The sequence below is a fragment of the Sphingomonas sp. AOB5 genome (assembly GCF_029433115.1).
Taxonomy (GTDB): domain Bacteria; phylum Pseudomonadota; class Alphaproteobacteria; order Sphingomonadales; family Sphingomonadaceae; genus Sphingomonas.
Genome location: NZ_JARNTV010000004.1, coordinates 78,787 through 99,528 on the forward strand (window position 1 = coordinate 78,787; position 20,742 = coordinate 99,528).

Below are 20,742 nucleotides of genomic sequence, written 5' to 3' on the forward strand. Positions count from 1 at the left end.
CTTGGCCCATGTCCTGATCGTCGAGGCGCGCTTCTACGCCCATCTGAACGACCTGCTGCTGGCGGGCGCCCGCGCTGCGATCGAAGCCGAAGGCCATAGCCACGAGACCGTGACCGTCCCCGGCGCGCTGGAAATCCCCGGCGCGGTGGCGATGGCGGCCGAAAGCGGCCGCTACGACGCGTTCGTCGCGCTCGGCGTGGTGATCCGCGGCGAGACCTATCATTTCGAAGTCGTTTCGAACGAAAGCGCGCGCGGCCTGATGGCGCTCGCGATGGATTCGCTGCCGATCGGCAACGGCATCCTGACGGTCGAGAACGAAGCCCAGGCGCTGACGCGTGCGAAGCCCGACGAGAAGGACAAGGGCGGCGAGGCGGCCAAGGCGGCCCTCGCAATGCTCGCGCTGCGGAGCCGTTTCGGGTAAAACCCCATCATGGACATGCCCCCAACCCGCTATCGTGTCGTGGAGCAGGGGCGCCGTCTGGTGGTGATCGACAACTGGACCGGCCAGCCGGTCCAGTACAGCGCAGGCACGCCGCAACCGCCGCGCAACGACCTTGGCGCTGCCCCGCGCTCGACCATCGAGCAGGCCAGCGCCACGCTGCGCGCCCATGCCACCACGCACAAGCCTCAGCGCACGACGAACGCAGGGCTGGGCGGCGCCGACTGGATCATCACCACCCAGAGCTGGTTCGATGACGAAGGGCCGCGCCGGCTGCGCATTTCGCCGGGAGGGCAAGGCGGCCTTACGATGACGATCGGCATCCTCGCCGCATTGGCGATCGCGGCGATCTTTTTCCTTGGCTGGCTGTTGATCCCGGCGACGCTGTTCGTCCTGCTCCAGTCCGGCCCCCGCAAGATGATCCGCGCGGCGATCACCGGCTGGCTGACCGGGCTGGGCGAGGAAGTCTGAGTCTGTGCTCCGGCGAAGGCCGGAGCGTTGGGTTCGCAGGTCGTCGCTTGCGGCCAGGGCTCCGGCCTGCGCCGGAGCACAAGGTTTCAGCCCGCGTGAGACAGCGCCGGATAATCGGTATAACCCTCCGCGCCGCGCGAGTAGAAGGTCGCGATGTCCGGCGTGTTCCATTCGGCGCCGCTGCGCAGCCGTTCGGGCAGGTCGGGATTGGCCAGGAAGCCGCGTCCGAATGCGACTCCGTCCGCCACGCCCGAATCCAGATCGGCCTGCGCGCCTTCCAGCGTGTAATCCTGATTGAGGATCAGCGGCCCGCGGAACACCTTCCGGATCGCGGGCGAGACCTTGGGCTGGTCCGACTTGCCGAACGTGCCGTCGGGCGATTGCTCGCGCAGCTCGAGAAAGGCGATGCCGCGGTCCGACAGCCACTTGGCGGCGGGCACGAACACGGCTTCGGGATCGGCATCCTCGACGCCCTGCGTATTGCCGTTGGGCGAGAAGCGCACCGCCGTCCGGTCCGCGCCCGCTTCGGCGATCAGCCGGTCGACCACCTCGCGCAGCAGCCGCCCGCGATTCTCCGGGCTGCCGCCATAGTCATCGTCGCGCAGGTTCGAGCTGGAACGCAGGAACTGGTCGATCAGATAGCCATTGGCGGCGTGGAGCTGCACCCCGTCGAACCCGGCACGCATCGCGTTGCGGGTGGCCACCGAATAATCGTCGAGCGTCCGCGCGATATCGTCCAGCGTCGCGGCGCGCGCCTCGGCATAGGGCTGCTTGCCGTCATAGGTATGCGCGGTGAAGGGCGCGGTGGTCGCCGAGGCCGAAAGCGGCGCGGCCCCATCGAGAAAGCTCGGATGGACGATCCGCCCCATATGCCACAGCTGGGCAAATATCCGCCCGCCGGCCTTGTGGACCTGCTCCAGCACCGGCTTCCAGCCTTCGACCTGTTCGTCGGTCCACAGCCCCGGCGCATAGGGCCAGCCCAGCCCTTCGCGGCTGATGCCCGTGCCTTCCGAGATGATCAGGCCGGCGCCTGCGCGCTGGGCATAATAATCGCCCATGATCTCGACCGGCACATGCTCGCGGGTCGATCGGCCGCGGGTGAGGGGCGCCATCAGGATGCGATTGGGCGCTTCGATAGCGCCAAGCTGGATAGGATCGAACAGGCTGGGCATTCGGTAACTCCGAACGAAAGGATGGTTTCGCGGAAATAGGGCGCTACAGGGCCACATGCACGGAAACGGGTCTCAAAGAAAAACTCTTTCGCCGCAAATCCAGGCTGCATTGCCGCTGCTCGCCTGCCTTGCGGGGAACATGGCGCTGGCGTTCGGGCCGTGGTTCGTGCGGCTTGCCGATGTGGGGCCCGTCGCCTCGGGCTTCTGGCGGATCGCGCTCGCGGTGCCGTTCCTGATCGCGCTGAGCTATGCCGGTAACCGCAAGCCCTTCGCCGCCGTCCCTGCCCTGTGGCTGACATTGGCGGTGAGCGGCGTGGCCTTCGCCGCGGATCTGGCGAGCTGGCACCTTGGCATCCTGCGCACCACCCTCGCCAACGCCACTTTGTTCGGCAATTCGGCGACGCTCATGTTCCCGATCTACGGCTTCCTGATCGCCCGCGCTTGGCCGACCCGGTCACAGGGCACCGCACTGGCGCTGGCGGCACTCGGCGCGGCTTTGCTGCTCGGCCGTTCGTACAGCCTGTCGCCCAAGCATCTTGCCGGGGACTTGCTCTGCCTGCTCGCGGGCACGCTCTACACCGTCTATTTCATCATGATGGCCCGCGCGCGCGAAGCGATGGCGCCGCTCCCGGCGCTGGCCATGTCGAGCGCGGGCAGCATGATCCCGCTGCTGCTGTTCGCGCTGGCGCTGGGCGAGACGATCTGGCCGACCAATTGGGGCATCCTGCTCGGCCTTGCGCTCGCGAGTCAGGTGCTGGGGCAGGGGCTGATGATCTATGCGATCGGGCATCTGTCGCCCTTGGTCGTCGGCATTGCCCTGCTCAGCCAGCCGATCGTGGCGGGTATCGTCGGCTGGTTCGTCTATCACGAACGGCTCGGCTGGCCCGATTTCCTCGGCGCGATCCTTGTCGCCATCGCGCTGGTGCTGGTCCGGCGCGGACCGGTTGCGTCGAGCGCCGGAGCCACTAAGTCGGAAGCCGAAGGAACGGTGTGATGACTCTGCCTCAGGACCCCACGCTCGACGAGATCCGCGCCGCGCTCGCCCCCCATGTCGCCGCCAATGCCGCGTTCGACGGATGGAATGTGCAGGCGGTGGATGCCGCGGCCGACCTGATCGGGGTGGACCGTGCCATTGCCGCGCTCGCCTTTCCCGGCGGTCCGGTCGAGATGATCGACGCCTGGTTCGCCAGCATCGACGCCGCGATGCTCGAACGCCTGCCGCCCGAACGTCTCGCCGCGATGAAGATCCGCGAACGCATCGCGGCCTTGGTCGAAACCCGGCTCGAGATCGCCGCGCCGAACCGCGAGGCGCTCCGCCGCGCCCTCTCGATCCTCGCCATGCCGCAGAACGCCCTCCGTGCCACGAAGCTCGGCTGGCGTTCTGCGGATGTGATGTGGCGCGCCGCGGGCGACACTGCGACCGATTACAACCATTATACCAAGCGTGGCATCCTGGCGGGCGTCTATGGCGCCACCGTCACTGTGTTCCTGAACGACGAAAGCGACAATTGGGCCGAGACCCGCGCTTTCCTGTCGCGCCGGATCGACGGGATCATGCGCTTCGAAAAGGCCAAGGCGAAGTGGATCGGCCCCGACACCCACCGCCTGAGCCTCAGCCGCTTCATCGGCCGGCTGCGTTATCCGGCGGTCTAGCCCGGGCGGGACACACTAAGTTACTGGCGCGCGACCGTTGTTATTGATAACGACTCGCATCATGAATACCCCTGCCACGTCCGTACCCCTTGCCGACCTGCCTCGCTTCAGCCCCGCAACCGTCGCCGCGATCGACTGGGCGGCGCTGGCCGCATCGGAAGCGCGCCGCCTGCGTGAGTTCGGGCTGGACGAAGGCGTCGAGATCGAGCTGCTGGCGCCTTCGGGCTGGATGGGCGGGCCGCTCGCCGCGCGGATCGGGCGGATGACGGTGGCGCTGCGCCGCCACGTCGCCGATGCCATTCACGTCTCGCAGGCGAACTGAGTCATGGAAACCACGCCCCTCGTCGCGCTGGTCGGCAATCCCAATGCGGGCAAGAGCGCGCTGTTCAACGCGCTGACCGGCGCGCGGCAAAAGGTCGGCAATTATCCCGGCGTTACGGTTGAGCGTCATTCGGGCCGCATGGCGCTGAACGACGGCCGCCCGGTCGAGCTGGTCGACCTGCCCGGCACCTACAGCCTCGATCCCTCCAGCCCCGACGAGCAGGTGACGCGCGACGTCGTTATCGGCCGGCAGGATGGCGAGCGGCTGCCCGATGCGCTGGTCGTCGTTGCCGACGCCACCAATCTCGACAATCACCTGCGCTTCGTCCTTCAGCTTCGCGCGCTGGGACGGCCGATGATCGTCGCGCTTAACATGATCGACATGGCCGAGCGCGACGGGCTCAAGATCGACACCGGCAAGCTGGCTGCCGAACTGGGCGTCGCGGTGGTCTCCACCGTCGCCGTGCGCAAGCGCGGTCTGGATGCGCTGAAGGACGCGCTGGCCGAGCGCCTCGCTGAATCGACGCCCAAGGCGCCGCCGGTGCTCGACGCCGACATCACCCATTTCCAGCGCGAGGCGCGCCGCATCGCCGGCGTGGCGATCGTCGAGCAGCCGCGCGCCCGCGCCTTCACCCGCGGCGTGGATCGGGTCGTGCTGCATCCGGTGCTCGGGCCGGTCATCCTGCTCGCGATCCTCTTCACCATGTTCCAGGCAGTGTTCAGCTGGTCCGAAGCGCCGATCGGCTGGATCGAAGGCCTGCAGGGCTGGCTGGCCGAGGCCGCCACTGCGAACCTGCCCGAGAATTTCCTGCGCGATCTGCTGGTCGAAGGGATCATTAACGGCGTCGGATCGGTGGTGGTGTTCCTGCCCCAGATTGTGATCCTGTTCGCCTTCATCCTCGTGCTCGAGGCATCGGGCTACATGGTCCGCGCCGCCTTCCTGATGGACCGGCTGATGGCGGGGGTCGGCCTGTCCGGCCGCGCCTTCATTCCTTTGCTGTCCTCCTTCGCCTGCGCCATCCCCGGCATCATGGCGACGCGATCGATCGACGATCCCAAGGAACGGCTCACCACGATCCTGATCGCCCCGCTGATGACCTGCTCCGCGCGCCTGCCGGTCTATGCGGTGATCATCGGCGCGTTCATTCCTGCGAAGACCGTGGGGCCGGGCATCGGGCTTCAGGGTCTCGTCCTGCTCGCGCTCTACCTGATGGGTATCGTCGGCGCGGTGCTGGCGGCTTTGGTCCTGCGGCGCACCGCGACCAAGGGCGCGGGCGGCGGCTTCATGATGGAAATGCCGCGCTATCAGCTGCCCTCGATCCGCGACATCGCCATCGGGCTGTGGCAGCGCGCCTATGTGTTCCTGCGCCGCGCGGGCACGATCATCATGGGCGTCACCGTGGCGCTGTGGATCCTCAGTTCCTATCCGGTCGCGCCCGAGGGGCAGAAGCAGAGCGAATATTCGATCGCCGGGCGGATCGCCTCGGGGCTGGAAGTCGTGCTGCACCCGATCGGCTTCAATCACGAAATGTCGCTGGCGGTGATCCCGGCCATGGCCGCGCGCGAAGTCGCGGTATCGGCGCTGCAGACCGTCTATTCGATCGATGCCGATGCGGATGCCGAAGGCGAGAAGCTGGGCACCCAGCTTTCCTCGCGCTGGTCGCTGCCCACCGCGCTGGCCTTCCTCGCCTGGTTCGTCTTCGCCCCGCAATGCCTGTCGACCATCGCCGTCGCCCGGCGCGAGACCAACGGCTGGAAATGGCCGATCGTGATGATCGTCTACCTGTTCGCGCTGGCCTATATCGCCGCGGGCGCCACCTTCTGGGGCGCTAAGGCGCTCGGCTTTTAGCCGGGCAGCGTTGCGCAGCGAATCGATCCATTGCCCGCGCCAGACCGGGATCGAGCCGTAGCTCGGGTTCCATCTCGCGCATCTGCCTGAGCAGCACCGCGCAACGCCGCGCCATCGGGCGGGTATCGAGAATGAAGCCGCTCGCCATCTTCAGCGCCACGGCGGTGAGATGGTTGTTGTACGGATAGCGCCGCCGGCACTCGGCATAGTCGAACGCGACTTCGCTGCACGGCCGCTCCATGAATCGCGCCGTGGCGCGCCGGGTCATCTGCACCGAAAGGCGCATCTGTTCGGTGCCGGCGAGGCGCAGCAGCGGCTGGATGCCGGGATCGGTTGCCAGATCGGGATTCTCGATCAGCGCAAAGATCGCGCCGCGCAGGACCGCGGTATAGCTCCCCAGCGCCATGGACTCCGCTTCCGTCGCGCACCGCCAGCCGGGGCAGGCGGTATAGCCCGCAGCGAAGACAGGTTCGGTCCGCACAACGATCGCAAGCAGGGACGCCCGCATCGTTTCCGGCCCGCAGCCGCAAAAGCGCAGCGCGCGATAGAGCAGCAAGGCGTCGTGCGCGGTCGCCGAACTGCCGACGTCGAGCCGCGGCACGAAGGCCGACGACTGGCCAGTGAACGCCGCCGCGATCCGCTCGCCATGCCGTGCGCCGAGATCGGGGAAGCGCGCGATGCAGACTGCCGCGCGGCGCAGTTCGGCGGTGTCGCTCACCTGCCCGGCCAATGCGGCGCTGCAGAAACGATGCGCGGCGGCGGGATCGGGCGTCATCCGCGGCGCGTCGGGCAGCGTCGGCGACATCAGGAACAGCAACGTGTCGTCCACCGTCTCGCGCGACAGCAGGGATCGGGCATCCTCGCTGCCGATCCGGCGCTTCCAGTCGGTACCCGCACTGTTGAGGCCCATGGACAGCGGCTGATAGCCATAGAGGAGCAGCGCGCTCCGCCGGACCTCTTCGATGTCGACTTCGGAATGCCCGTCATAATATTGGGCCCGGGCGCCGGGTGCCGCGGCCAGCATCAGCGCGCCGAGGATCAGCCGCGCGACCCATGATCTTCCGAAAACCCCTCGCCACGCCACGCCGCTTCTCCCCTCACAGCGCGATCCGCTGACCGGACGGGTCAGTCGTCCTCGCGCCCGGCTTCTTCGCGTTTCGACTCGTCGAGCAATTTGCCGATCCGGACATATTGCTCGCCATCGGCTTGCTTCTGGACCTTGGTCCGGCCGAATCTGGCGCGGTTTTCCACAGCCTTTGCCTGATTGGCGGCCTTTGCACGCGCCTTGCGCGCCTTGTTCAGGTTGATGATCTCGGCCATATCGTCGGGGAACAGGAATACAGAATTAGAAGCGGAGTTTCCATGGCCGGCAGCGTCAACAAGGTCATTCTCGTCGGCAATCTCGGCCGCGATCCCGAAAGCCGCAGCTTCCAGAATGGCGGCAAGGTGGTCGAACTGCGCATTGCTACGTCGGAAAGCTGGAAGGATCGCAATTCGGGCGAACGCAAGGAAAAGACCGAGTGGCATACCGTGAAGGTGTTCAACGAAGGTCTGGCGAACGTCGCCGAACGCTATCTGCGCAAGGGTAGCAAGGTCTATATCGAAGGCGCGCTGACCACCCGGAAGTGGCAGGACCCGCAGGGTAACGACCGCTACTCGACCGAGATCGTGCTGCAGGGCTTCAACAGCGTGCTGACCATGCTCGACGGCGCACCCGGCGGTGGCGGCCAGGGTGGCGGCGGCGGTGGATCGCGCGGCGGTGACGATTGGGGCGGCGGCGGCGGCCGTGACGATTTCGCGGGCAATTCCAGCAGCCGCGGCGGCGGCGGTGGCGGCAATTTCAACAGCGGCGGCGGCTCGTCCGGCGGCGGTGGCTTCCCCGACGATCTGGACGACGACGTTCCCTTCTAAGCAGAGAGGGCAGCATGCGGATTGCGATCGGACTGATGCTGGCGGTTTCGCTGTCGGCATGTGGCGCCAAGCCTGCCGGGGACAAGCGCGACGACACGTTCGAGACCAAGGCCGCCGAGGTGCTGAGCGCGAACGGCAGCAACGATTGCGCCAAGAACCCCGATTTCGCGCCGATCTACACCGATGCGAAGATCAACGTGTGCAGCTCGGCGCATTTCGACGCGACCGGCAAGGATGCCGGCACGGTCAGCTATTCGAGCGCCGCGGCGCCTGCGGTGATCCTCGCCTGGTCGAAGGAACATGCGACCAAATCCGGCCTCGCCGAACGCATCTCGAACGACAAGATGTTCTCCGCCGGTGAAGGCAACAAGCGCACGATCATGGTGATGGCCCTGCCCGAAGGATCGGGCAGCAAGGTCACCGTCAACTGGGGCAAGGCGCCCTGATCTAGCCCGCGACGATCTCTGCCGTGCCGAACCGCCCGGCCTGATAATCGGCATAGGCCTGCCGGATCTCGTCGGCGGAATTCATCACGAACGGCCCATGCGCCACGATCGGCTCATCGATCGGTTCGGCATGGCCGAACAGGAACAGCGCCGGTTCGCTCGCCGCTATGGTCACCGCATCTCCGCTGCCAAGTTCGGCCAGATTGAACCGCGACACCCGGGTTCCGCCCACCTCGATCGCCCCGCGCGCGCAATAGAGGAACACGTCGCGCCCGCTCAGCCCGTCGAACGTAACCATCTCGCCCGGCGCCAGCGTGACGAAGCTCATGAACGCACCGGTCAGCGACGGGATCGGCCCTGTCGCGCCGCGATGCTCGCCCGCGATCAGATGGACGCCATCGACTACCGGGATCGCATCCGCCTGAACCCCGAAATAGCGCGGGCGGGTCATCTTGAGCCGCGCGGGCAGGTTCACCCAGAGCTGGAGGATCTCCATTGCCCCGCCATCTCGCTTGAACGCCTCGGGCGACACCTCGGCATGGACGATCCCGCTCCCCGCGGTCATCCACTGCACCCCGCCGGCGCGGATGATGCTCTCATGCCCCGCCGAATCGGTATGGGCGAGCTCGCCGTCGAGGATGAAGGTCACCGTCTCGAACCCGCGATGCGGATGCGGGCCGAACGGCAGGCCGCGATTGTTCGGGGCGTAGGTCTGCGGTCCGTGATGGTTGAGGAACAGGAACGCGCCGATATGTCCGATCGCCGGTCCGGGCACCGGGCGCCGCGTCACCAGATCGCCGATATCGTCGCGATGGGCAGCATGGAGCCGCAGCACCGCGCGCGCGGTCACTCGCCGCGCCTCAGCAGGAACACCGCATGCTCGGCGAACAGGTTGGCCATGGTCTGGCCGGTCTGCTGGTCGCCCGACAGGAACCAGGCGCCCTCGATCGCGATCCCGCGTTCCTCGAGCAGCGCGCGGAAATCGTCGACCGTCACATGGTGGATGTTGGGCGTGGCATACCATTTGAGCGGCAACAGCCGAGTCACCGGCATCCGCCCGCCCCAGAGCAGGCTCGCGCGCACTCGCCAATGCGCAAAGTTCGGGAAGGACACGAAGGCGCGCTTGCCGATGCGGAGCAGCTGATCGAGCACCCAGTCGGGCCGCATCGTCGTCTGCAGCGTCTGGCTCAGAATCGCATAGTCGAAGCTGGCGTCGGGATAATCGGCCAGATCGGTGTCGGCATCGCCCTGGATCACCGAAAGCCCGCGCGCCACCGCCGAGGCCACATCGCCCGCATCCAGCTCCAATCCGCGCGCATCGCAATCGCGCTCGTCGCGCAGCGCTGCCATCAGCGCGCCATCGCCGCAGCCGACATCCAGCACGCGGCTGCCCGGCGCGACATTGGCGGCGATGATCGCAAGGTCGGGACGCAAGCTCATCGCGTATACGCGTCCGGATCGTCGCGGACCATCAGCCGCTCGGGGTACGGATATTGCTCCCAGCCAAGGCTGGCATAGACCGGCTGCATGTCCTTGGTGAACAGTGCCCAGCGGCGCAGGCCTTGCAGCTCGGGATGGGCGTGCAACCCCTCGATCATCGTCCGGGCGATGCCCTTGCCGCGATGCGCGGGCAGCACGAACACATCGGCCAGATAGGCAAAGGTCGCCTTGTCGGTGATCAGCCGTGCAAAGCCGACCTGCTCGGGCGTGCCCGCTTCGTCCGGCGCAAAGGCGCCGACGCACAGCGACCCCCGGATCGCCCGCTCGACCGTGTCACGCGGAATCCCGACCGACCAATAGGCGCCCGACAGGAACGCATGGATCAGGTCGATGTCGAGATCGGCGTGGTCGAAGGAAAGCGTGATGCTCACTTCTTCTCCCCCGCGCGCAGGAAGCCGTCGATCACCCGGTTCATTTCCGGTGCGTCGAGCAGGAAGGCGTCATGGCCGAACGGTGACTTCAGCTCGACGAAGCTGGCCGGCGCGCCCGCGGCGTTCAGCGCATGCACGATCGCGCGCGATTCGCTGGTGGGATACAGCCAGTCGGTGTCGAAGCTGACGAGGCAGAAGCGCGTCGCGGCGCCCTTGAACGCATTGGCCAGCACGCCGCCATGCTCCTCCGCCAGATCGAAATAATCGAGCGCGCGGGTGATATAGAGATAGGAGTTGGCGTCGAACCGGTCGGTAAAGCTCAGCCCCTGATGGCGCAGATAGCTTTCGACCTGGAAATCGGCGTCGAAGCCGAAGGTCTTGCTTTCGCGCGCCTGCAGCTTGCGGCCGAACTTGGCGGTGAGGCCGGCTTCGGACAGATAGGTGATGTGCGCCGCCATCCGCGCCACGGCCAGCCCCGCGGTGGGTGGTTCGCCCGATGCGTAATAGTCGCCATCGCGCCAGTTGGGATCGGCCATGATCGCCTGCCGCCCGACTTCGTGGAACGCGATATTCTGCGCCGAGTGCCGCGCGGTCGATGCGATCACCACGGCGGAGGCGACGCGCTCGGGGAAGGTCGCGGCCCAGCTGAGCGCCTGCATGCCCCCCATCGATCCGCCGACCACCGCCTGAAGCCGCTCGACGCCGAGATGGGTCAGGAGCAGCGCCTGCGCGCCGACCATGTCGCGGATGGTGATGACCGGAAAGCTCATGCCCCAGGGCTGACCCGTCGCCGGGTTAATCGTCGCGGGGCCGGACGACCCCATGCAGCTGCCCAGCACATTGGCACAGACCACGAAATGCCGCGCCGGATCGATCGGCTTGCCCGGCCCGATCAGCTTGGTCCACCAGCCCGGCTTCTTCGTGACGGGATGCTCGGACGCGACATGCTGGTCGCCGGTCAGCGCGTGGCAGACGAGGATCGCGTTGCTGGCATCGGCGTTCAGCGTGCCATAGGTCTCATAGGCGATATCGACCGGCGACAGCAGCGCGCCGCCGTCCAGCCGCAACGGGCCGGGCAGGGTCACCGTGCGGCTCAGGCCGAAACGCTGATCGTCAGACATTGCGGCGGGTTAGGGCTGCGTGCGTCTGCATTCAACCCCGTGTACTCCGGCGAAGGCCGGAGCGTTGGAGATCGAAGCGCGACGTGGCCAGCGCTCCGGCCTTCGCCGGAGCACAAGCAAGGTTCAAGCGGCCTTCGCCAGCAACCGCTTGCCGGTGATCGCCTCGGCCGCCATCCGACCTGTCTGTGCCGCGCCGTTCATGTATCCGGGGAAGGCGTCCGACAGATGCTCGCCCGCGAAGAAGACATTGCCCGCGCGGCTCACTTGCGGCTCGCCATCCTCCGATTCGACGCTCAGCAGATGCGCGAACCGGGTCAGGAATCGCGGCGGATAGTTGCAATAGGCGCCGAGCGTCAGCGGATCGCGATGCCATGCGGTGCGGCGATAGGGTCCGTCCGCAGTTGCCGGGATCAGCCCCGGCACGGCCGGCTCGGAGATCTGCGCGAAGCGGCGGGCCAGCGCGTCGGCAGCACCCGGATCGCTCACCTGATCGCCACCCAGGAACCAGGTCCACACCGAATCGAGCGTGCCGGGCATATGGACGCTACCGTCCCAGCCCAGCGCATAGCCCTCGTCCCCGGTCTGCCACAGCTCGCCGCCCATCCCCATCGTCTTCGTCCATGGAGTGGCGGTGGCAAAGGCCTGCACCTTCTCGTTGCGGCCAAGCTCGGCCTCGGCGACGAAGGCGCGCCATGCGGCGGGCAGCGGCACGCGGAAATCGATCTGGCGCAGGATCGGCGCGGGGACGGCGACGATCACCGTATCCGCCAGGCCTTCCGATCCGTCGAGGAAGCGCAGCTGCATCCGGCCACCGCTGCGGGTCACGCTCAACAGCCGCTTCCCGCTCTCGATCGCGCCGGCATATTTCGACGTCATGGCGTCGATCAGCGCGCTGCTGCCGCCTTCGATGACGAAGCGCTCGTCCGATCCGCCCAGCACTTCGGCACGCTCGCCGTTCACGGTGGGCAGGTTGAAGATCAGCTCCAGCGCCGATGCCTCGCCCGGCTCGACGCCATATTCGGTGCGGCTGGTGCCTTCGAGCAGGCTCTTGACCCAGGGGTTCGGGATCAGCGCGGCATGCTGGTTGAGATAGGATTCGATCGACATGCGATCGAGTTCGGCAGCGACCCGGGCATAGCTCCGGTCGAGCCGGTCGGCATCCTTGCCGATCTGCCCGGCGATCCCGCGCAGCGCCTCGGCCAGTTCGGCGTCGGGCACGACCCGGCCATTGGCGAGGATCAGCGTGCGGTGCTCGCCATTCTTGCGGTCGATCAGCTCGACGCCGAAGGCCTTTGCCAGCTGCTGCATGTCGTGATGATCGGTGTTGACCAGCTGGCCGCCCGCCTCGAACGCCGGGCCGCTCGCCGGGCGCTGGGTGAACATCCGCCCGCCCATCCGGTCGCGTGCTTCATAGAGCTTCGCCTCGACGCCCGATTCGGTGAGGTGATGCAGCGCGGTGAGGCCCGCGATCCCGCCGCCGATGATCGCGACAGTGCCCATCGTCGCGGCACGCGCCTCGCGCGGCAGGGCCGAGACGACAGCGCCGGCCGCAATCGCCTGCAGCAGCGTCCGCCGGGTGACCGCATAGTTTGCAGGGACCGGCGGCGCCTCTCCGGCTGCCGCCAAATTGCTCCGCCGCGCCGTCTGCATCGCGCGCCAAAAGCTGGTGCTGGTTCGCATTCGCCTCTCGTTCCGTCCCCGTTACGGCTCATGCCATAGCCTGCATGACCTTGCTATTGCGTAACCGTTCGGCCAAGCGGCGCGACATGACTGCGCCCGTACCCAAGCCCTGGATCATGGACATCGCCCCCTATATTCCGGGGCGCTCGACCACCGACGATGGCCGCAAGGTCACCAAGCTTTCGTCGAACGAGAATCCGCACGGCACCTCGCCCGCCGCGCGCGTCGCGTTCGAATCGGCGTCGCATAATCTGGAACGCTATCCCGATGCGAGCGCCGCAGACCTGCGCGAGACGCTGGCGGCGAAGTACGGTCTCGATCCGATGCGGATCATCTACGGCAACGGCTCGGACGAGGTGCTGCACCTTGCCGCCGGTGCCTTTGCCGGTCCCGGCGACGAAGTGATCTACGTGAAATACGGCTTTGCGGTGTACGATATCGCCGCGCGCCGGGTCGGTGCCACGCCGGTGATCGCGCCGGACAATGACTATGCGACCGATGTCGACGCGATCCTCGCCGCGGTCACGCCGAAGACGAAGATCGTCTACATCGCCAATCCCAACAATCCGACTGGCACCTATTCCAGTCGCGCGGAGATCGCGCGGCTCCATGCCGGGCTGCGCAGCGATATCCTGCTGGTCCTCGACCATGCCTATGCCGAATATATCGAAGGCGACGAAGACGCCGAGGATGGCGGCATGGAGCTGGCCGAGACCGCGGGCAACGTGCTGGTCACCCGCACCTTCTCCAAGATGTACGGCCTCGCCGCCGAGCGGATCGGCTGGGGCTATGCTTCGAACGCGATCATCGAAGCGATGCACCGCATCCGCCTGCCCTTCTCGATCACCATCGCCGGTACCGCCGCGGCGCTCGCAGCACTCGCCGACACCGATTTCGTCGCGCATTGCCGCGAGCAGAATGCGGAATGGCGCCGCTGGTTCACCGCCGAGATCGGCAAGCTGGGCAATGCCGGGCTGCGCGCGGTGCCGAGCCAGGCGAACTTCGTGCTGGTGCTGTTTGAGGGCAAGCTGACCGCCGAGACGGCGTACAAGGGCCTGATGGAGGCCGGCTACATTGTCCGCTGGCTGCCGGGGCAGGGCCTGCCGCACGGCCTGCGCATCACCGTGGGCACCGCGGAAGAGACGCAGGGCGTCGCCGCGGCGCTCCGCGCACTGGTCGAGCAGGCGGGATGATCCCCTTTGCCCGCGTGACGGTGATCGGCCTGGGCCTGATCGGCTCGTCGATCGCGCGCGCGGTGAAGGCGCATATGCCGAGCGTCCGGGTGACCGGATACGACGCCGACCCCGAAGTCCGCGAGATCGCGACGCGCATCCAGCTGTGCGACGACATCACCGATACGCCGGGCGCTGCGGTGATCGATGCCGATTTCGTGATCCTGTGCGTGCCGGTCGGCGCGATGGGTGCCGCCGCAGCGTCGTTCGCCGATGATCTGCCCGCCGATGCGATCGTCAGCGATGTCGGCTCGTGCAAGGAAAGCGTGGTCACCGCCCTCACCGCCGCGCTGCCGAACGCCATCGTAATCCCGGCGCATCCGGTTGCGGGCACCGAGAATAGCGGGCCGGAAGCGGGCTTCGCGTCGCTGTTCCACAATCGCTGGTGCATCGTGACGCCGCCCGAGGGCGCGCCGCAGCTTGGCGTGGAACGCGTGCTCGATTTCTGGCGCCAGCTCGGCGCGCAGGTCGAGACGATGGCCCCCGATCACCACGATCGCGTGCTGGCGGTGACCAGCCATCTGCCGCATCTGATCGCCTATACCATCGTCGGCACCGCGTCGGACCTCGAGGAAGTGACGCGTTCCGAAGTGATCAAATATTCCGCCGGCGGTTTCCGCGACTTCACCCGCATCGCCGCGTCGGACCCGACCATGTGGCGCGACGTGTTCCTGGCGAACAAGGAGGCCGTGCTCGACATGCTCCAGCGCTTCTCCGAGGATCTCTCGGCGCTCCAGCGCGCGATCCGCTGGGGCAAGGGCGACGAGCTGTTCGACCGCTTCACCGAGACCCGCGCGATTCGCCGCAGCGTGATCGAGGAAGGCCAGGACGATTCACGCCCCGATTTCGGCCGCTCGCACGATTGATCTGGCGGCACCGGCCCGCTCCCCCACCCGGCCACCCATAGAATACACTGTCGTTGGGTGGCCGGGTGGGAGAGCGGGCCGGTGCCGCATCCGGCGTCAGCCGGATCAAATCAAACATTCAGCGCATTGATAGCCGCATGCACCCGCGCTTCGATCTCTTCGCGGGGCAGGCCCGGCGGGATCGGTTCGCCGAAAACGAACGTCACCGTGCCGGGATGTTTCACGCCGCCCTTGGGCCAGACATGCCCGCTCTTCACCGCGACCGGGATCACTGGAATGCCCATCATCCGGTACAGCCCGGCAAAGCCCGCGACCAGATCGGGCGCTTCGCCCACCGGCACGCGGGTGCCTTCGGGAAAGATCAGCACCGGCCGGCCTTCTGCTACCGCCTGTTTGGCATCCTTCATCATCCCGCGCAGCGCCGTGGCGCTGGCGGCGCGATCGATCACGATGACGCCATAGCTGCGCGCGGCCCAGCCCCACACCGGGATGCTGGCCAGCTCGCGCTTCATCACCGTCGCCGGCGCCTTGAGCAGCCGGGTCAGCTCGATCGCTTCGTAGAGCGATTCATGCTTGGCGGCGAAGAAGAACGGCCCCGGGGGAATCTCGCCGACGATCTGCTGGTCGATCTTCAGGATATTGCGCGCCGACCAGCGTAACAATCCGGCCCATCCGTTGCACCATGCCCGCATCCGCTCGCTGCCGAACAAAGCCGCGACCGGTGCCAGCAGCACGATCGGCACCGACAGGCCATAGAAGAAGATCGAGAAGGCGATCGTCCGCACTAGGTCCATCAGGACAGGCCCAGCGTCAGCGCGGTCCAGCGGACCAGGAATTTGTGATACTCGCGCAGCAGGGTCATGAACCGCGGCGAGCTGGGCACCGGATCGCCGATCACCTCGACGTCGCCGCCCAGCTGGCTGGCCAATTCCATCCGCGCGCGCGGCATGTGCCAGTCCGACGTCACCAGCCGCACCGTCTTGTAGCCGTGCCGGCGCACCCAGGTTGCGGTCTCGTCGGCATTGGAGCGGGTGTTGACCGCCTCCCAGCCCAGATCGACGCAGCAGCGGAACAGGCGCTGTTCCTTGTACTGGATCGCCAGCTCGTGCGGCTTCACTTCGCGCCCGACGCCGCTGACCAGCATGCGCTTCGCCGCCTTCGCACGCATCAGCTCCAGCCCGCGATCGATCCGGCCCGGCGCGCCGGTCAGCACGACGATGGCGTCGGTCTTCTCGGTTGGCTCGACCGGCTTGCCGAGCGACAGCATGAAGATGCCGAAGCCCAGCGCCCAGACGACGAGGGCCAGCGCGGCGATCCGCCCGATCAAAGCGTCTTGCTCAGTTTGCGCAGCACCGCCAGCCGCGCCGCAAAGGTGGCGAGCAGCGCGAAGCTTAGCGGCAGCAACAGCAGCAGGAACCAGTCACGCTGCTGAAGTGCGACACCGCTCATCAGTTCGGAGCCGAGGCTGCCCAGCCGCGACTGGAGGAACCACACCAGCCCCATCGCGGCCGCCGCGCCGACCACGCCGCCGATCAGCGTGTCGAACGCGATGCGCCGCTGGAACAGGCGCGCGATCTGGATATCGGTGGAGCCGAGCATGTGCAGCACGTCGATCGTATCGCGATGCGTGTCCAGCCCCGCCCGCGCCGCCAGCAGTACCACCGCACCGGTCGCCGAGGCCATCAGCAGCACCAGCCCGACCGACAGCCAGCTCAAGGTCGACATGAAATTGCGTACCGGCGAGAGCCATTGCGCGTGCCGGTCGATCCGCGCGGCGGGCACGACGCGCCTGGCTGCCGATTCCGCGGCTGCAACGGCGGTGTCGCCGCGCACATCGACATCGATCATCGCCGGCATCGGCAGATCGGGATCGAGCCCCGCATCGCCCAGCCATGGCTTGAGCAGTTCGGCTAGCCGCGCGCGATCGACTTCCTCGGCGCGGGCAACGCCGGGCACCGCGCGCAGGGCTGCCGCCATCTGGCGAGCCTGCGCGTCGCGCAGTTCGGCATTCGGCTCGACGATCTGGACGGTCAGGCGGCCCGAGAGCTGCTGGTCGAGCTGCGCAGTCGCGGCGAACATGCCCAGTCCCAGCGCGCCCGACAGCACGGTGAGGAACAGCATGATCGACATGATCCAGGTCATCGCGCGGGTGCGCTTGCCCTCGTCGAGCAGGCGCCGGTCGGGCGCGTTGGGGTTGAGGCTGAACTTCATGCGGGAGGATGCCTCAGCGCGCCCGTCGGATCGTTGAGCTGACCCTTTTCCAGCCGCATCATCCGCGCATTGGGGATGCGGTTGAGCAGATGGAAATCATGGGTCGCGACCACCACGGTGGTGCCCAGCCGGTTGAGCGAGTCGAACAGGTGCAACAGCCGCTCGGCCATGTCGGGATCGACATTGCCGGTCGGTTCGTCGGCGACCAGCACTTCGGGGCGGCCGATCACCGCGCGGGCGATGGCGATGCGCTGCTGCTCGCCGCCCGACAGCGTCGGCGGCTTGGCCTTGCCGCGATCGGTGAGGCCGACCCAGGCGAGCATCTCGCGCACCGGCGCCTCGATATCGCTTTCCGGCATGCCCGCGACACGCAGCGGGAGCGCGATATTGTCATAGGCGGAAAGGTGCGGGACCAGCCGGAAATCCTGGAACACCACGCCGATGCGACGGCGAAAGCCGGGCAGGCGGGTGCGGGGCAGGGCGCCGGCATCCTCGCCGAACAGCCGGATCGTGCCGCGCGTCGGCCGCTGTGCGAGGTAGAGCAGCTTGAGCAGCGAGGTCTTTCCCGCGCCCGACGGGCCGGTGAGGAAATAGAAGGAGCCGGAGGTCAGCGTGAAGTTGATGTCCGACAGGGTTTCCGCGCTCGTGCCATAGCGCAGACCGACATTCTCGAACTGGACGATATTGGCCATTCGTTCCCTGCGGCGCCCCCGTGAAGCCGAGCCATCGCATAGCGCCTGCCGCCGCTCAAGCAGGTCCGGAATTTAGGACTCTTGCGGCCCGAGTCGCTTAGTGCTTATGATTCGCCATGATCCTTGAATGCAGCCAGTGCCGGACCCGGTATCTCGTTCCCGATAGCGCGATCGGCGCCGAAGGGCGTACCGTGCGCTGCGCCAGCTGCAAGCATAGCTGGTTCCAGGCGCCGCAGGTGCTCGATCTGGCCACCCGCGCCTCGCCCGCCGACGTGAAGGCCGAAGCACGCAAGCCGATCCCGAGCTATCCCGCCGCCGAGCCGCAGCCTGCGCCGCGTGCCGCGCGGGAAGCGGCGCCCAAGGCCGCACCCCGCGTGTTCGTCGACGATGCGGTGCCCGAGCCCTCGAACGGCTATGATCCGTTCGCGCCCGAGCCGCCGTTCAAGCCGCGCAAGAATCCGGCGAAGCGCTGGACCGCGGCGGCGTTCGTCGCGGGCTTCTCGATGCTGTTGGGCACCGGCGCGATCCTCTATTCGGGCGCGCCCGGCATCGCCGCGTCGCTGGGCCTTGGTCTCGGCGAAGTCGAAACCCCGTTGCGCGTGACCGATACCAAGGTCGAGCGGCGCAGCCCGCCGGGCGGCGGCGAGCTGTTCGCGGTCTCGGGCAAGGTGGTGAACCCCACCGGCGCCAAGCAGCACGTGCCCGATATCCGGATCGAGCTGCAGGATTCGGCGGGGCAGGTCGTCTATAGCTGGCGGATCACGCCCGAGGTGCGCAGCCTCGATCCCAATGCGTCGATCGACTTCAACAGCGCGAACCTGAACGTTCCCGCGAACGTCCGCATCGTCGACTTCAGCTTTGCGAGCGAAATCGGCGGTTGACGACCAGCAACCGCGCGCCGTGCAATGCGGCCGCGGCCAGCATCCCGATGCCCGAGGCGATCGCCAGACCGTATGCGCCCCAGCCGGTGTGGACGAGCCATAGACCTGCGCCGCCAGTGATCACGAAGAACGCAATGATGCTGTTCACGCCCGCCGCGACCTGATCGCCGAGCGAGCGCAGCGCATAGACCAACACCACCTGCACCCCGTCGAACAGGATGAACGGCGCCCAGGGGATCAGCATCGCCGCGGCCAGCACATGCACTGGCGGGATTGCGGGGAACAGGCCGACCACCGCAGCCGGGATTACCAGCAGCACCAGCGCCTGCAGCCCCAAAGCGATTGCCGCAAGCCCGGCCGCGATTCCGGTCCGCCACGCCGCCTGTTCGGGCACGCCTTCGCCCACCGCATTGCCGGCGCGCACGCCCGCTGCCGAGCCGAGGCCCAGCGCGATCGAGAAGGTGAGGTTGTGGATCGAGAACACGATCTGGAAGGCGTGCGTCGTCACGTCGCCCAGCTGGGTCGAAAGCGCGATCAGGATCGAGAAGCCGGCCAGCTCCAGACCCGAGGCAAGGCCGGGCACGAAGCCGAACTTCGCCAACGCGAGGGCACCTGCGCGCGTTTCGCGGGTCCAGAGCCGGTTGAGCGCCCGCACGCCGCGTGCCTTGGCCTCGGGCACCATCCACGCTGCGGCCAGCATGCCGATCGCGCCCAGCGCCGACGCGATCGCAGTTGCCGCTGCCGCACCCGCCGCGCCCATCACCGGGAAGCCCAGATGCCCACCCGACATCGCCCATGCGAGAACCGCATTGACCGGCAGGATCGAGAGATTGACCACCGCCACCCGCCGCGGCTTGCTGACCCCTTCGAGGAAGAAGCTCGCCGCGACGATCATCAGCTGGAACGGATAGGCGAACGCCATCACCTGCACGACATGCGCTGCGCCCGGCGCGACATGTGCATCGACGCCCAGCCCGATCAGCATCGGCTGGGCCAGGGTGAACAGGATGACCATGCTGGCCAGCCCCAGCGCGGCGGCCAGCAGCAGCCCTTCATGGAACACCCGCCCGGTGCCCGGAAGGTCCTTCGCGCCATCCGCGCGCGAGACATGGACGAGGATGCCCGAGAGAGCGCCGATCGCGATGACGATGCCGATAAAGGTGAGCGAACGGCTCGCGCCCAGATAGGCCACCTCGCCGGTGCCGGTCATGCCCACCACGATCACGTCGGTGACGTGCAGGATCGTCCAGTTGAGGCTGGTCAGCATCACCGGCCATGCAAGGGCCAGCAATTTGCGCGTCTCGGCAATCAGGGCAGGGGAGGCACGCATGGGCCGGCTGCCTTAGGGTCTGAACCCGATAGCGACAATGCCCGGGATCGTTCTCCTAGCCCCGCTGGCTAGGAGTGACGCGCAGCGCGTGCTGGTTGCCACGTGCAAGCGGCACGACGCCGTCCAGCGGGGCTAGGAGAACGACCGCCTCGCGGCGGGCCGAATTTGCCCCAGGGCTGCGTTGCTTGTCGGTCACGATGCATTTGCATCGCTCCGCTCCTCGCGCCTTGCCCTGAAGCAAATTCGGCTCCGTCACGGGCGTTGCCGCTATCGGGTTCAGACCCTTACCGGATCGCAGGATTCGCGAAAGTGCGGTTGCAACCCCCGATCCGCTTTGCTAGGGGCCGCTGCCTTACCAGCCTCCGGCGTTCGTCCGGTGGGTTTCACGTGCGGTCGTGGCGGAACTGGTAGACGCGCAACGTTGAGGTCGTTGTGGCCGAAAGGCCGTGGAAGTTCGAGTCTTCTCGACCGCACCACTTCCCCTGATAAGGGGTTGAGATAGTAAGGGAATTGCTTCCTCGGCAGTTCTGGCCCCCCGTTTAGTCCACCCTCCAATTCGGAGGCAGTTGGAACTCGCTGCGTTCGGTCGCGCGATG

Annotated in this window: 24 protein-coding genes and 1 tRNA gene; 12 read left to right on the forward strand and 13 right to left on the reverse strand. The window is 67.2% G+C overall.

The annotated features are described in order from the left end of the window. Position 1: 1 nt before the first annotated feature. Positions 2-421 carry a 6,7-dimethyl-8-ribityllumazine synthase gene (gene ribH, locus P1X14_RS03160; RefSeq protein ID WP_277313857.1) on the forward strand — a complete coding sequence of 140 codons (420 nt, stop codon included), beginning with the start codon at positions 2-4 and terminating at the stop codon, positions 419-421. Positions 422-430: 9 nt separating this feature from the next. Next, complete coding sequence (locus tag P1X14_RS03165; protein ID WP_277313858.1) at positions 431-910, forward strand: hypothetical protein; 480 nt, start codon at positions 431-433, stop codon at positions 908-910. An 86-nt stretch (positions 911-996) separates the two neighbouring features. Here the strand turns inward: P1X14_RS03165 and P1X14_RS03170 are convergent, their stop codons facing one another. Further along, entirely contained in the window at positions 997-2,082 is a 1,086-nt protein-coding gene (locus P1X14_RS03170; protein ID WP_277313859.1) for an alkene reductase, read from the reverse strand. A 55-nt stretch (positions 2,083-2,137) separates the two neighbouring features. Here P1X14_RS03170 and P1X14_RS03175 point away from each other — a divergent pair, with 55 nt between their 5' ends. The 4 genes from P1X14_RS03175 (at position 2,138) to P1X14_RS03190 (ending at position 5,905) form a co-directional block, all read left to right on the forward strand. Further along, positions 2,138-3,076: a DMT family transporter gene (locus tag P1X14_RS03175; protein ID WP_277313860.1), complete on the forward strand. Its 939-nt coding sequence runs from the start codon at positions 2,138-2,140 to the stop codon at positions 3,074-3,076. Continuing rightward, on the forward strand, positions 3,076-3,735 hold the full coding sequence (locus tag P1X14_RS03180) for a COQ9 family protein (RefSeq protein WP_277313861.1): 660 nt from the start codon (positions 3,076-3,078) through the stop codon (positions 3,733-3,735). The genes P1X14_RS03175 and P1X14_RS03180 overlap by 1 nt, the downstream gene beginning before the upstream one ends. A gap of 61 nt (positions 3,736-3,796) precedes the next feature. After that, positions 3,797-4,057 (forward strand): FeoA family protein, encoded by a 261-nt coding sequence (locus tag P1X14_RS03185; RefSeq protein WP_277313862.1) that lies wholly within the window; start codon positions 3,797-3,799, stop codon positions 4,055-4,057. Positions 4,058-4,060: 3 nt separating this feature from the next. Continuing rightward, positions 4,061-5,905 carry a ferrous iron transporter B gene (locus P1X14_RS03190; protein ID WP_277313863.1) on the forward strand — a complete coding sequence of 615 codons (1,845 nt, stop codon included), beginning with the start codon at positions 4,061-4,063 and terminating at the stop codon, positions 5,903-5,905. Here the strand turns inward: P1X14_RS03190 and P1X14_RS03195 are convergent. Then, entirely contained in the window at positions 5,886-6,989 is a 1,104-nt protein-coding gene (locus P1X14_RS03195; protein ID WP_277313864.1) for a hypothetical protein, read from the reverse strand. The genes P1X14_RS03190 and P1X14_RS03195 overlap by 20 nt on opposite strands. 41 nt (positions 6,990-7,030) lie before the next feature. Continuing rightward, positions 7,031-7,225 carry a DUF4169 family protein gene (locus P1X14_RS03200; RefSeq protein ID WP_277313865.1) on the reverse strand — a complete coding sequence of 65 codons (195 nt, stop codon included), beginning with the start codon at positions 7,223-7,225 and terminating at the stop codon, positions 7,031-7,033. A gap of 42 nt (positions 7,226-7,267) precedes the next feature. On the opposite strand from P1X14_RS03200, the gene ssb reads away from it, so the two are divergent. Together ssb and P1X14_RS03210 are read left to right on the forward strand one after the other, a co-directional pair. Continuing rightward, a complete protein-coding gene (gene ssb / locus P1X14_RS03205; protein WP_277313866.1) occupies positions 7,268-7,816 on the forward strand; it encodes a single-stranded DNA-binding protein in 549 nt (182 codons plus the stop codon). A gap of 14 nt (positions 7,817-7,830) precedes the next feature. Next, a complete protein-coding gene (locus P1X14_RS03210) occupies positions 7,831-8,262 on the forward strand; it encodes a hypothetical protein (RefSeq protein WP_277313867.1) in 432 nt (143 codons plus the stop codon). A gap of 1 nt (position 8,263) precedes the next feature. Here P1X14_RS03210 and P1X14_RS03215 read toward each other — a convergent pair whose 3' ends face one another. The 5 genes from P1X14_RS03215 to P1X14_RS03235 form a co-directional block, all read right to left on the reverse strand. Further along, positions 8,264-9,112, reverse strand: coding sequence for a pirin family protein (locus tag P1X14_RS03215; protein ID WP_277313868.1), 849 nt, complete (start codon positions 9,110-9,112; stop codon positions 8,264-8,266). Continuing rightward, a complete protein-coding gene (gene metW, locus P1X14_RS03220; protein WP_277313869.1) occupies positions 9,109-9,702 on the reverse strand; it encodes a methionine biosynthesis protein MetW in 594 nt (197 codons plus the stop codon). The genes P1X14_RS03215 and metW overlap by 4 nt, the downstream gene beginning before the upstream one ends. Further along, positions 9,699-10,133 (reverse strand): GNAT family N-acetyltransferase, encoded by a 435-nt coding sequence (locus P1X14_RS03225; protein ID WP_277313870.1) that lies wholly within the window; start codon positions 10,131-10,133, stop codon positions 9,699-9,701. Before P1X14_RS03225 ends, metW begins: the two co-directional genes overlap by 4 nt. Next, entirely contained in the window at positions 10,130-11,254 is a 1,125-nt protein-coding gene (locus tag P1X14_RS03230) for a homoserine O-acetyltransferase (protein WP_277313871.1), read from the reverse strand. Before P1X14_RS03230 ends, P1X14_RS03225 begins: the two co-directional genes overlap by 4 nt. Before the next feature lie 123 nt (positions 11,255-11,377). After that, positions 11,378-12,934, reverse strand: coding sequence for an NAD(P)/FAD-dependent oxidoreductase (locus tag P1X14_RS03235; RefSeq protein ID WP_277313872.1), 1,557 nt, complete (start codon positions 12,932-12,934; stop codon positions 11,378-11,380). Between the two features lie 86 nt (positions 12,935-13,020). On the opposite strand from P1X14_RS03235, the gene hisC reads away from it, so the two are divergent. Next, the gene (hisC, locus tag P1X14_RS03240) at positions 13,021-14,127 is read left to right on the forward strand and encodes a histidinol-phosphate transaminase (RefSeq protein WP_277313923.1); all 1,107 of its coding nucleotides are present in this window, start codon (positions 13,021-13,023) and stop codon (positions 14,125-14,127) included. Next, positions 14,124-15,032, forward strand: a complete 909-nt coding sequence (locus tag P1X14_RS03245; protein WP_277313873.1) for a prephenate/arogenate dehydrogenase family protein — start codon at positions 14,124-14,126, stop codon at positions 15,030-15,032. Before hisC ends, P1X14_RS03245 begins: the two co-directional genes overlap by 4 nt. A gap of 110 nt (positions 15,033-15,142) precedes the next feature. On the opposite strand, the gene P1X14_RS03250 is transcribed toward P1X14_RS03245, so the two are convergent. From P1X14_RS03250 to ftsE, 4 genes are read right to left on the reverse strand one after another with little or no spacing between them, the layout of a single operon-like run. Then, a complete protein-coding gene (locus P1X14_RS03250; RefSeq protein ID WP_277313874.1) occupies positions 15,143-15,826 on the reverse strand; it encodes a lysophospholipid acyltransferase family protein in 684 nt (227 codons plus the stop codon). Continuing rightward, positions 15,826-16,359 (reverse strand): YdcF family protein, encoded by a 534-nt coding sequence (locus P1X14_RS03255; protein ID WP_277313875.1) that lies wholly within the window; start codon positions 16,357-16,359, stop codon positions 15,826-15,828. The genes P1X14_RS03250 and P1X14_RS03255 overlap by 1 nt, the downstream gene beginning before the upstream one ends. Beyond that, positions 16,356-17,243 (reverse strand): FtsX-like permease family protein, encoded by an 888-nt coding sequence (locus P1X14_RS03260; RefSeq protein WP_277313876.1) that lies wholly within the window; start codon positions 17,241-17,243, stop codon positions 16,356-16,358. Before P1X14_RS03260 ends, P1X14_RS03255 begins: the two co-directional genes overlap by 4 nt. Next, entirely contained in the window at positions 17,240-17,935 is a 696-nt protein-coding gene (gene ftsE / locus P1X14_RS03265; protein WP_277313877.1) for a cell division ATP-binding protein FtsE, read from the reverse strand. Before ftsE ends, P1X14_RS03260 begins: the two co-directional genes overlap by 4 nt. 116 nt (positions 17,936-18,051) lie before the next feature. On the opposite strand from ftsE, the gene P1X14_RS03270 reads away from it, so the two are divergent. Continuing rightward, positions 18,052-18,816 (forward strand): MJ0042-type zinc finger domain-containing protein, encoded by a 765-nt coding sequence (locus tag P1X14_RS03270; RefSeq protein WP_277313878.1) that lies wholly within the window; start codon positions 18,052-18,054, stop codon positions 18,814-18,816. On the opposite strand, the gene P1X14_RS03275 is transcribed toward P1X14_RS03270, so the two are convergent. Further along, positions 18,788-20,146 carry an MATE family efflux transporter gene (locus P1X14_RS03275; protein WP_277313879.1) on the reverse strand — a complete coding sequence of 453 codons (1,359 nt, stop codon included), beginning with the start codon at positions 20,144-20,146 and terminating at the stop codon, positions 18,788-18,790. The two genes, P1X14_RS03270 and P1X14_RS03275, sit on opposite strands and share 29 nt — an antisense overlap. Before the next feature lie 389 nt (positions 20,147-20,535). On the opposite strand from P1X14_RS03275, the gene P1X14_RS03280 reads away from it, so the two are divergent. Next, positions 20,536-20,622 (forward strand) — tRNA-Leu (locus P1X14_RS03280). The last annotated feature ends 120 nt before the right edge of the window (positions 20,623-20,742 follow it).

What these genes read in the sequence shown, in the direction of transcription:
- P1X14_RS03235 (WP_277313872.1), bottom strand. Translation starts at nt 12,934, where the DNA reads ATGCGAACCAGCACCAGCTTTTGGCGCGCGATGCAGACGGCGCGGCGG.
- P1X14_RS03175 (WP_277313860.1), top strand. Translation starts at nt 2,138, where the DNA reads ATGCACGGAAACGGGTCTCAAAGAAAAACTCTTTCGCCGCAAATCCAG.
- P1X14_RS03275 (WP_277313879.1), bottom strand. Translation starts at nt 20,146, where the DNA reads ATGCGTGCCTCCCCTGCCCTGATTGCCGAGACGCGCAAATTGCTGGCC.
- P1X14_RS03270 (WP_277313878.1), top strand. Translation starts at nt 18,052, where the DNA reads ATGATCCTTGAATGCAGCCAGTGCCGGACCCGGTATCTCGTTCCCGAT.
- P1X14_RS03250 (WP_277313874.1), bottom strand. Translation starts at nt 15,826, where the DNA reads ATGGACCTAGTGCGGACGATCGCCTTCTCGATCTTCTTCTATGGCCTG.
- ftsE (WP_277313877.1), bottom strand. Translation starts at nt 17,935, where the DNA reads ATGGCCAATATCGTCCAGTTCGAGAATGTCGGTCTGCGCTATGGCACG.
- P1X14_RS03190 (WP_277313863.1), top strand. Translation starts at nt 4,061, where the DNA reads ATGGAAACCACGCCCCTCGTCGCGCTGGTCGGCAATCCCAATGCGGGC.
- P1X14_RS03260 (WP_277313876.1), bottom strand. Translation starts at nt 17,243, where the DNA reads ATGAAGTTCAGCCTCAACCCCAACGCGCCCGACCGGCGCCTGCTCGAC.
- hisC (WP_277313923.1), top strand. Translation starts at nt 13,021, where the DNA reads ATGACTGCGCCCGTACCCAAGCCCTGGATCATGGACATCGCCCCCTAT.
- P1X14_RS03170 (WP_277313859.1), bottom strand. Translation starts at nt 2,082, where the DNA reads ATGCCCAGCCTGTTCGATCCTATCCAGCTTGGCGCTATCGAAGCGCCC.
- P1X14_RS03180 (WP_277313861.1), top strand. Translation starts at nt 3,076, where the DNA reads ATGACTCTGCCTCAGGACCCCACGCTCGACGAGATCCGCGCCGCGCTC.
- P1X14_RS03230 (WP_277313871.1), bottom strand. Translation starts at nt 11,254, where the DNA reads ATGTCTGACGATCAGCGTTTCGGCCTGAGCCGCACGGTGACCCTGCCC.
- ssb (WP_277313866.1), top strand. Translation starts at nt 7,268, where the DNA reads ATGGCCGGCAGCGTCAACAAGGTCATTCTCGTCGGCAATCTCGGCCGC.
- P1X14_RS03210 (WP_277313867.1), top strand. Translation starts at nt 7,831, where the DNA reads ATGCGGATTGCGATCGGACTGATGCTGGCGGTTTCGCTGTCGGCATGT.
- metW (WP_277313869.1), bottom strand. Translation starts at nt 9,702, where the DNA reads ATGAGCTTGCGTCCCGACCTTGCGATCATCGCCGCCAATGTCGCGCCG.
- P1X14_RS03165 (WP_277313858.1), top strand. Translation starts at nt 431, where the DNA reads ATGGACATGCCCCCAACCCGCTATCGTGTCGTGGAGCAGGGGCGCCGT.
- P1X14_RS03200 (WP_277313865.1), bottom strand. Translation starts at nt 7,225, where the DNA reads ATGGCCGAGATCATCAACCTGAACAAGGCGCGCAAGGCGCGTGCAAAG.
- P1X14_RS03185 (WP_277313862.1), top strand. Translation starts at nt 3,797, where the DNA reads ATGAATACCCCTGCCACGTCCGTACCCCTTGCCGACCTGCCTCGCTTC.
- P1X14_RS03245 (WP_277313873.1), top strand. Translation starts at nt 14,124, where the DNA reads ATGATCCCCTTTGCCCGCGTGACGGTGATCGGCCTGGGCCTGATCGGC.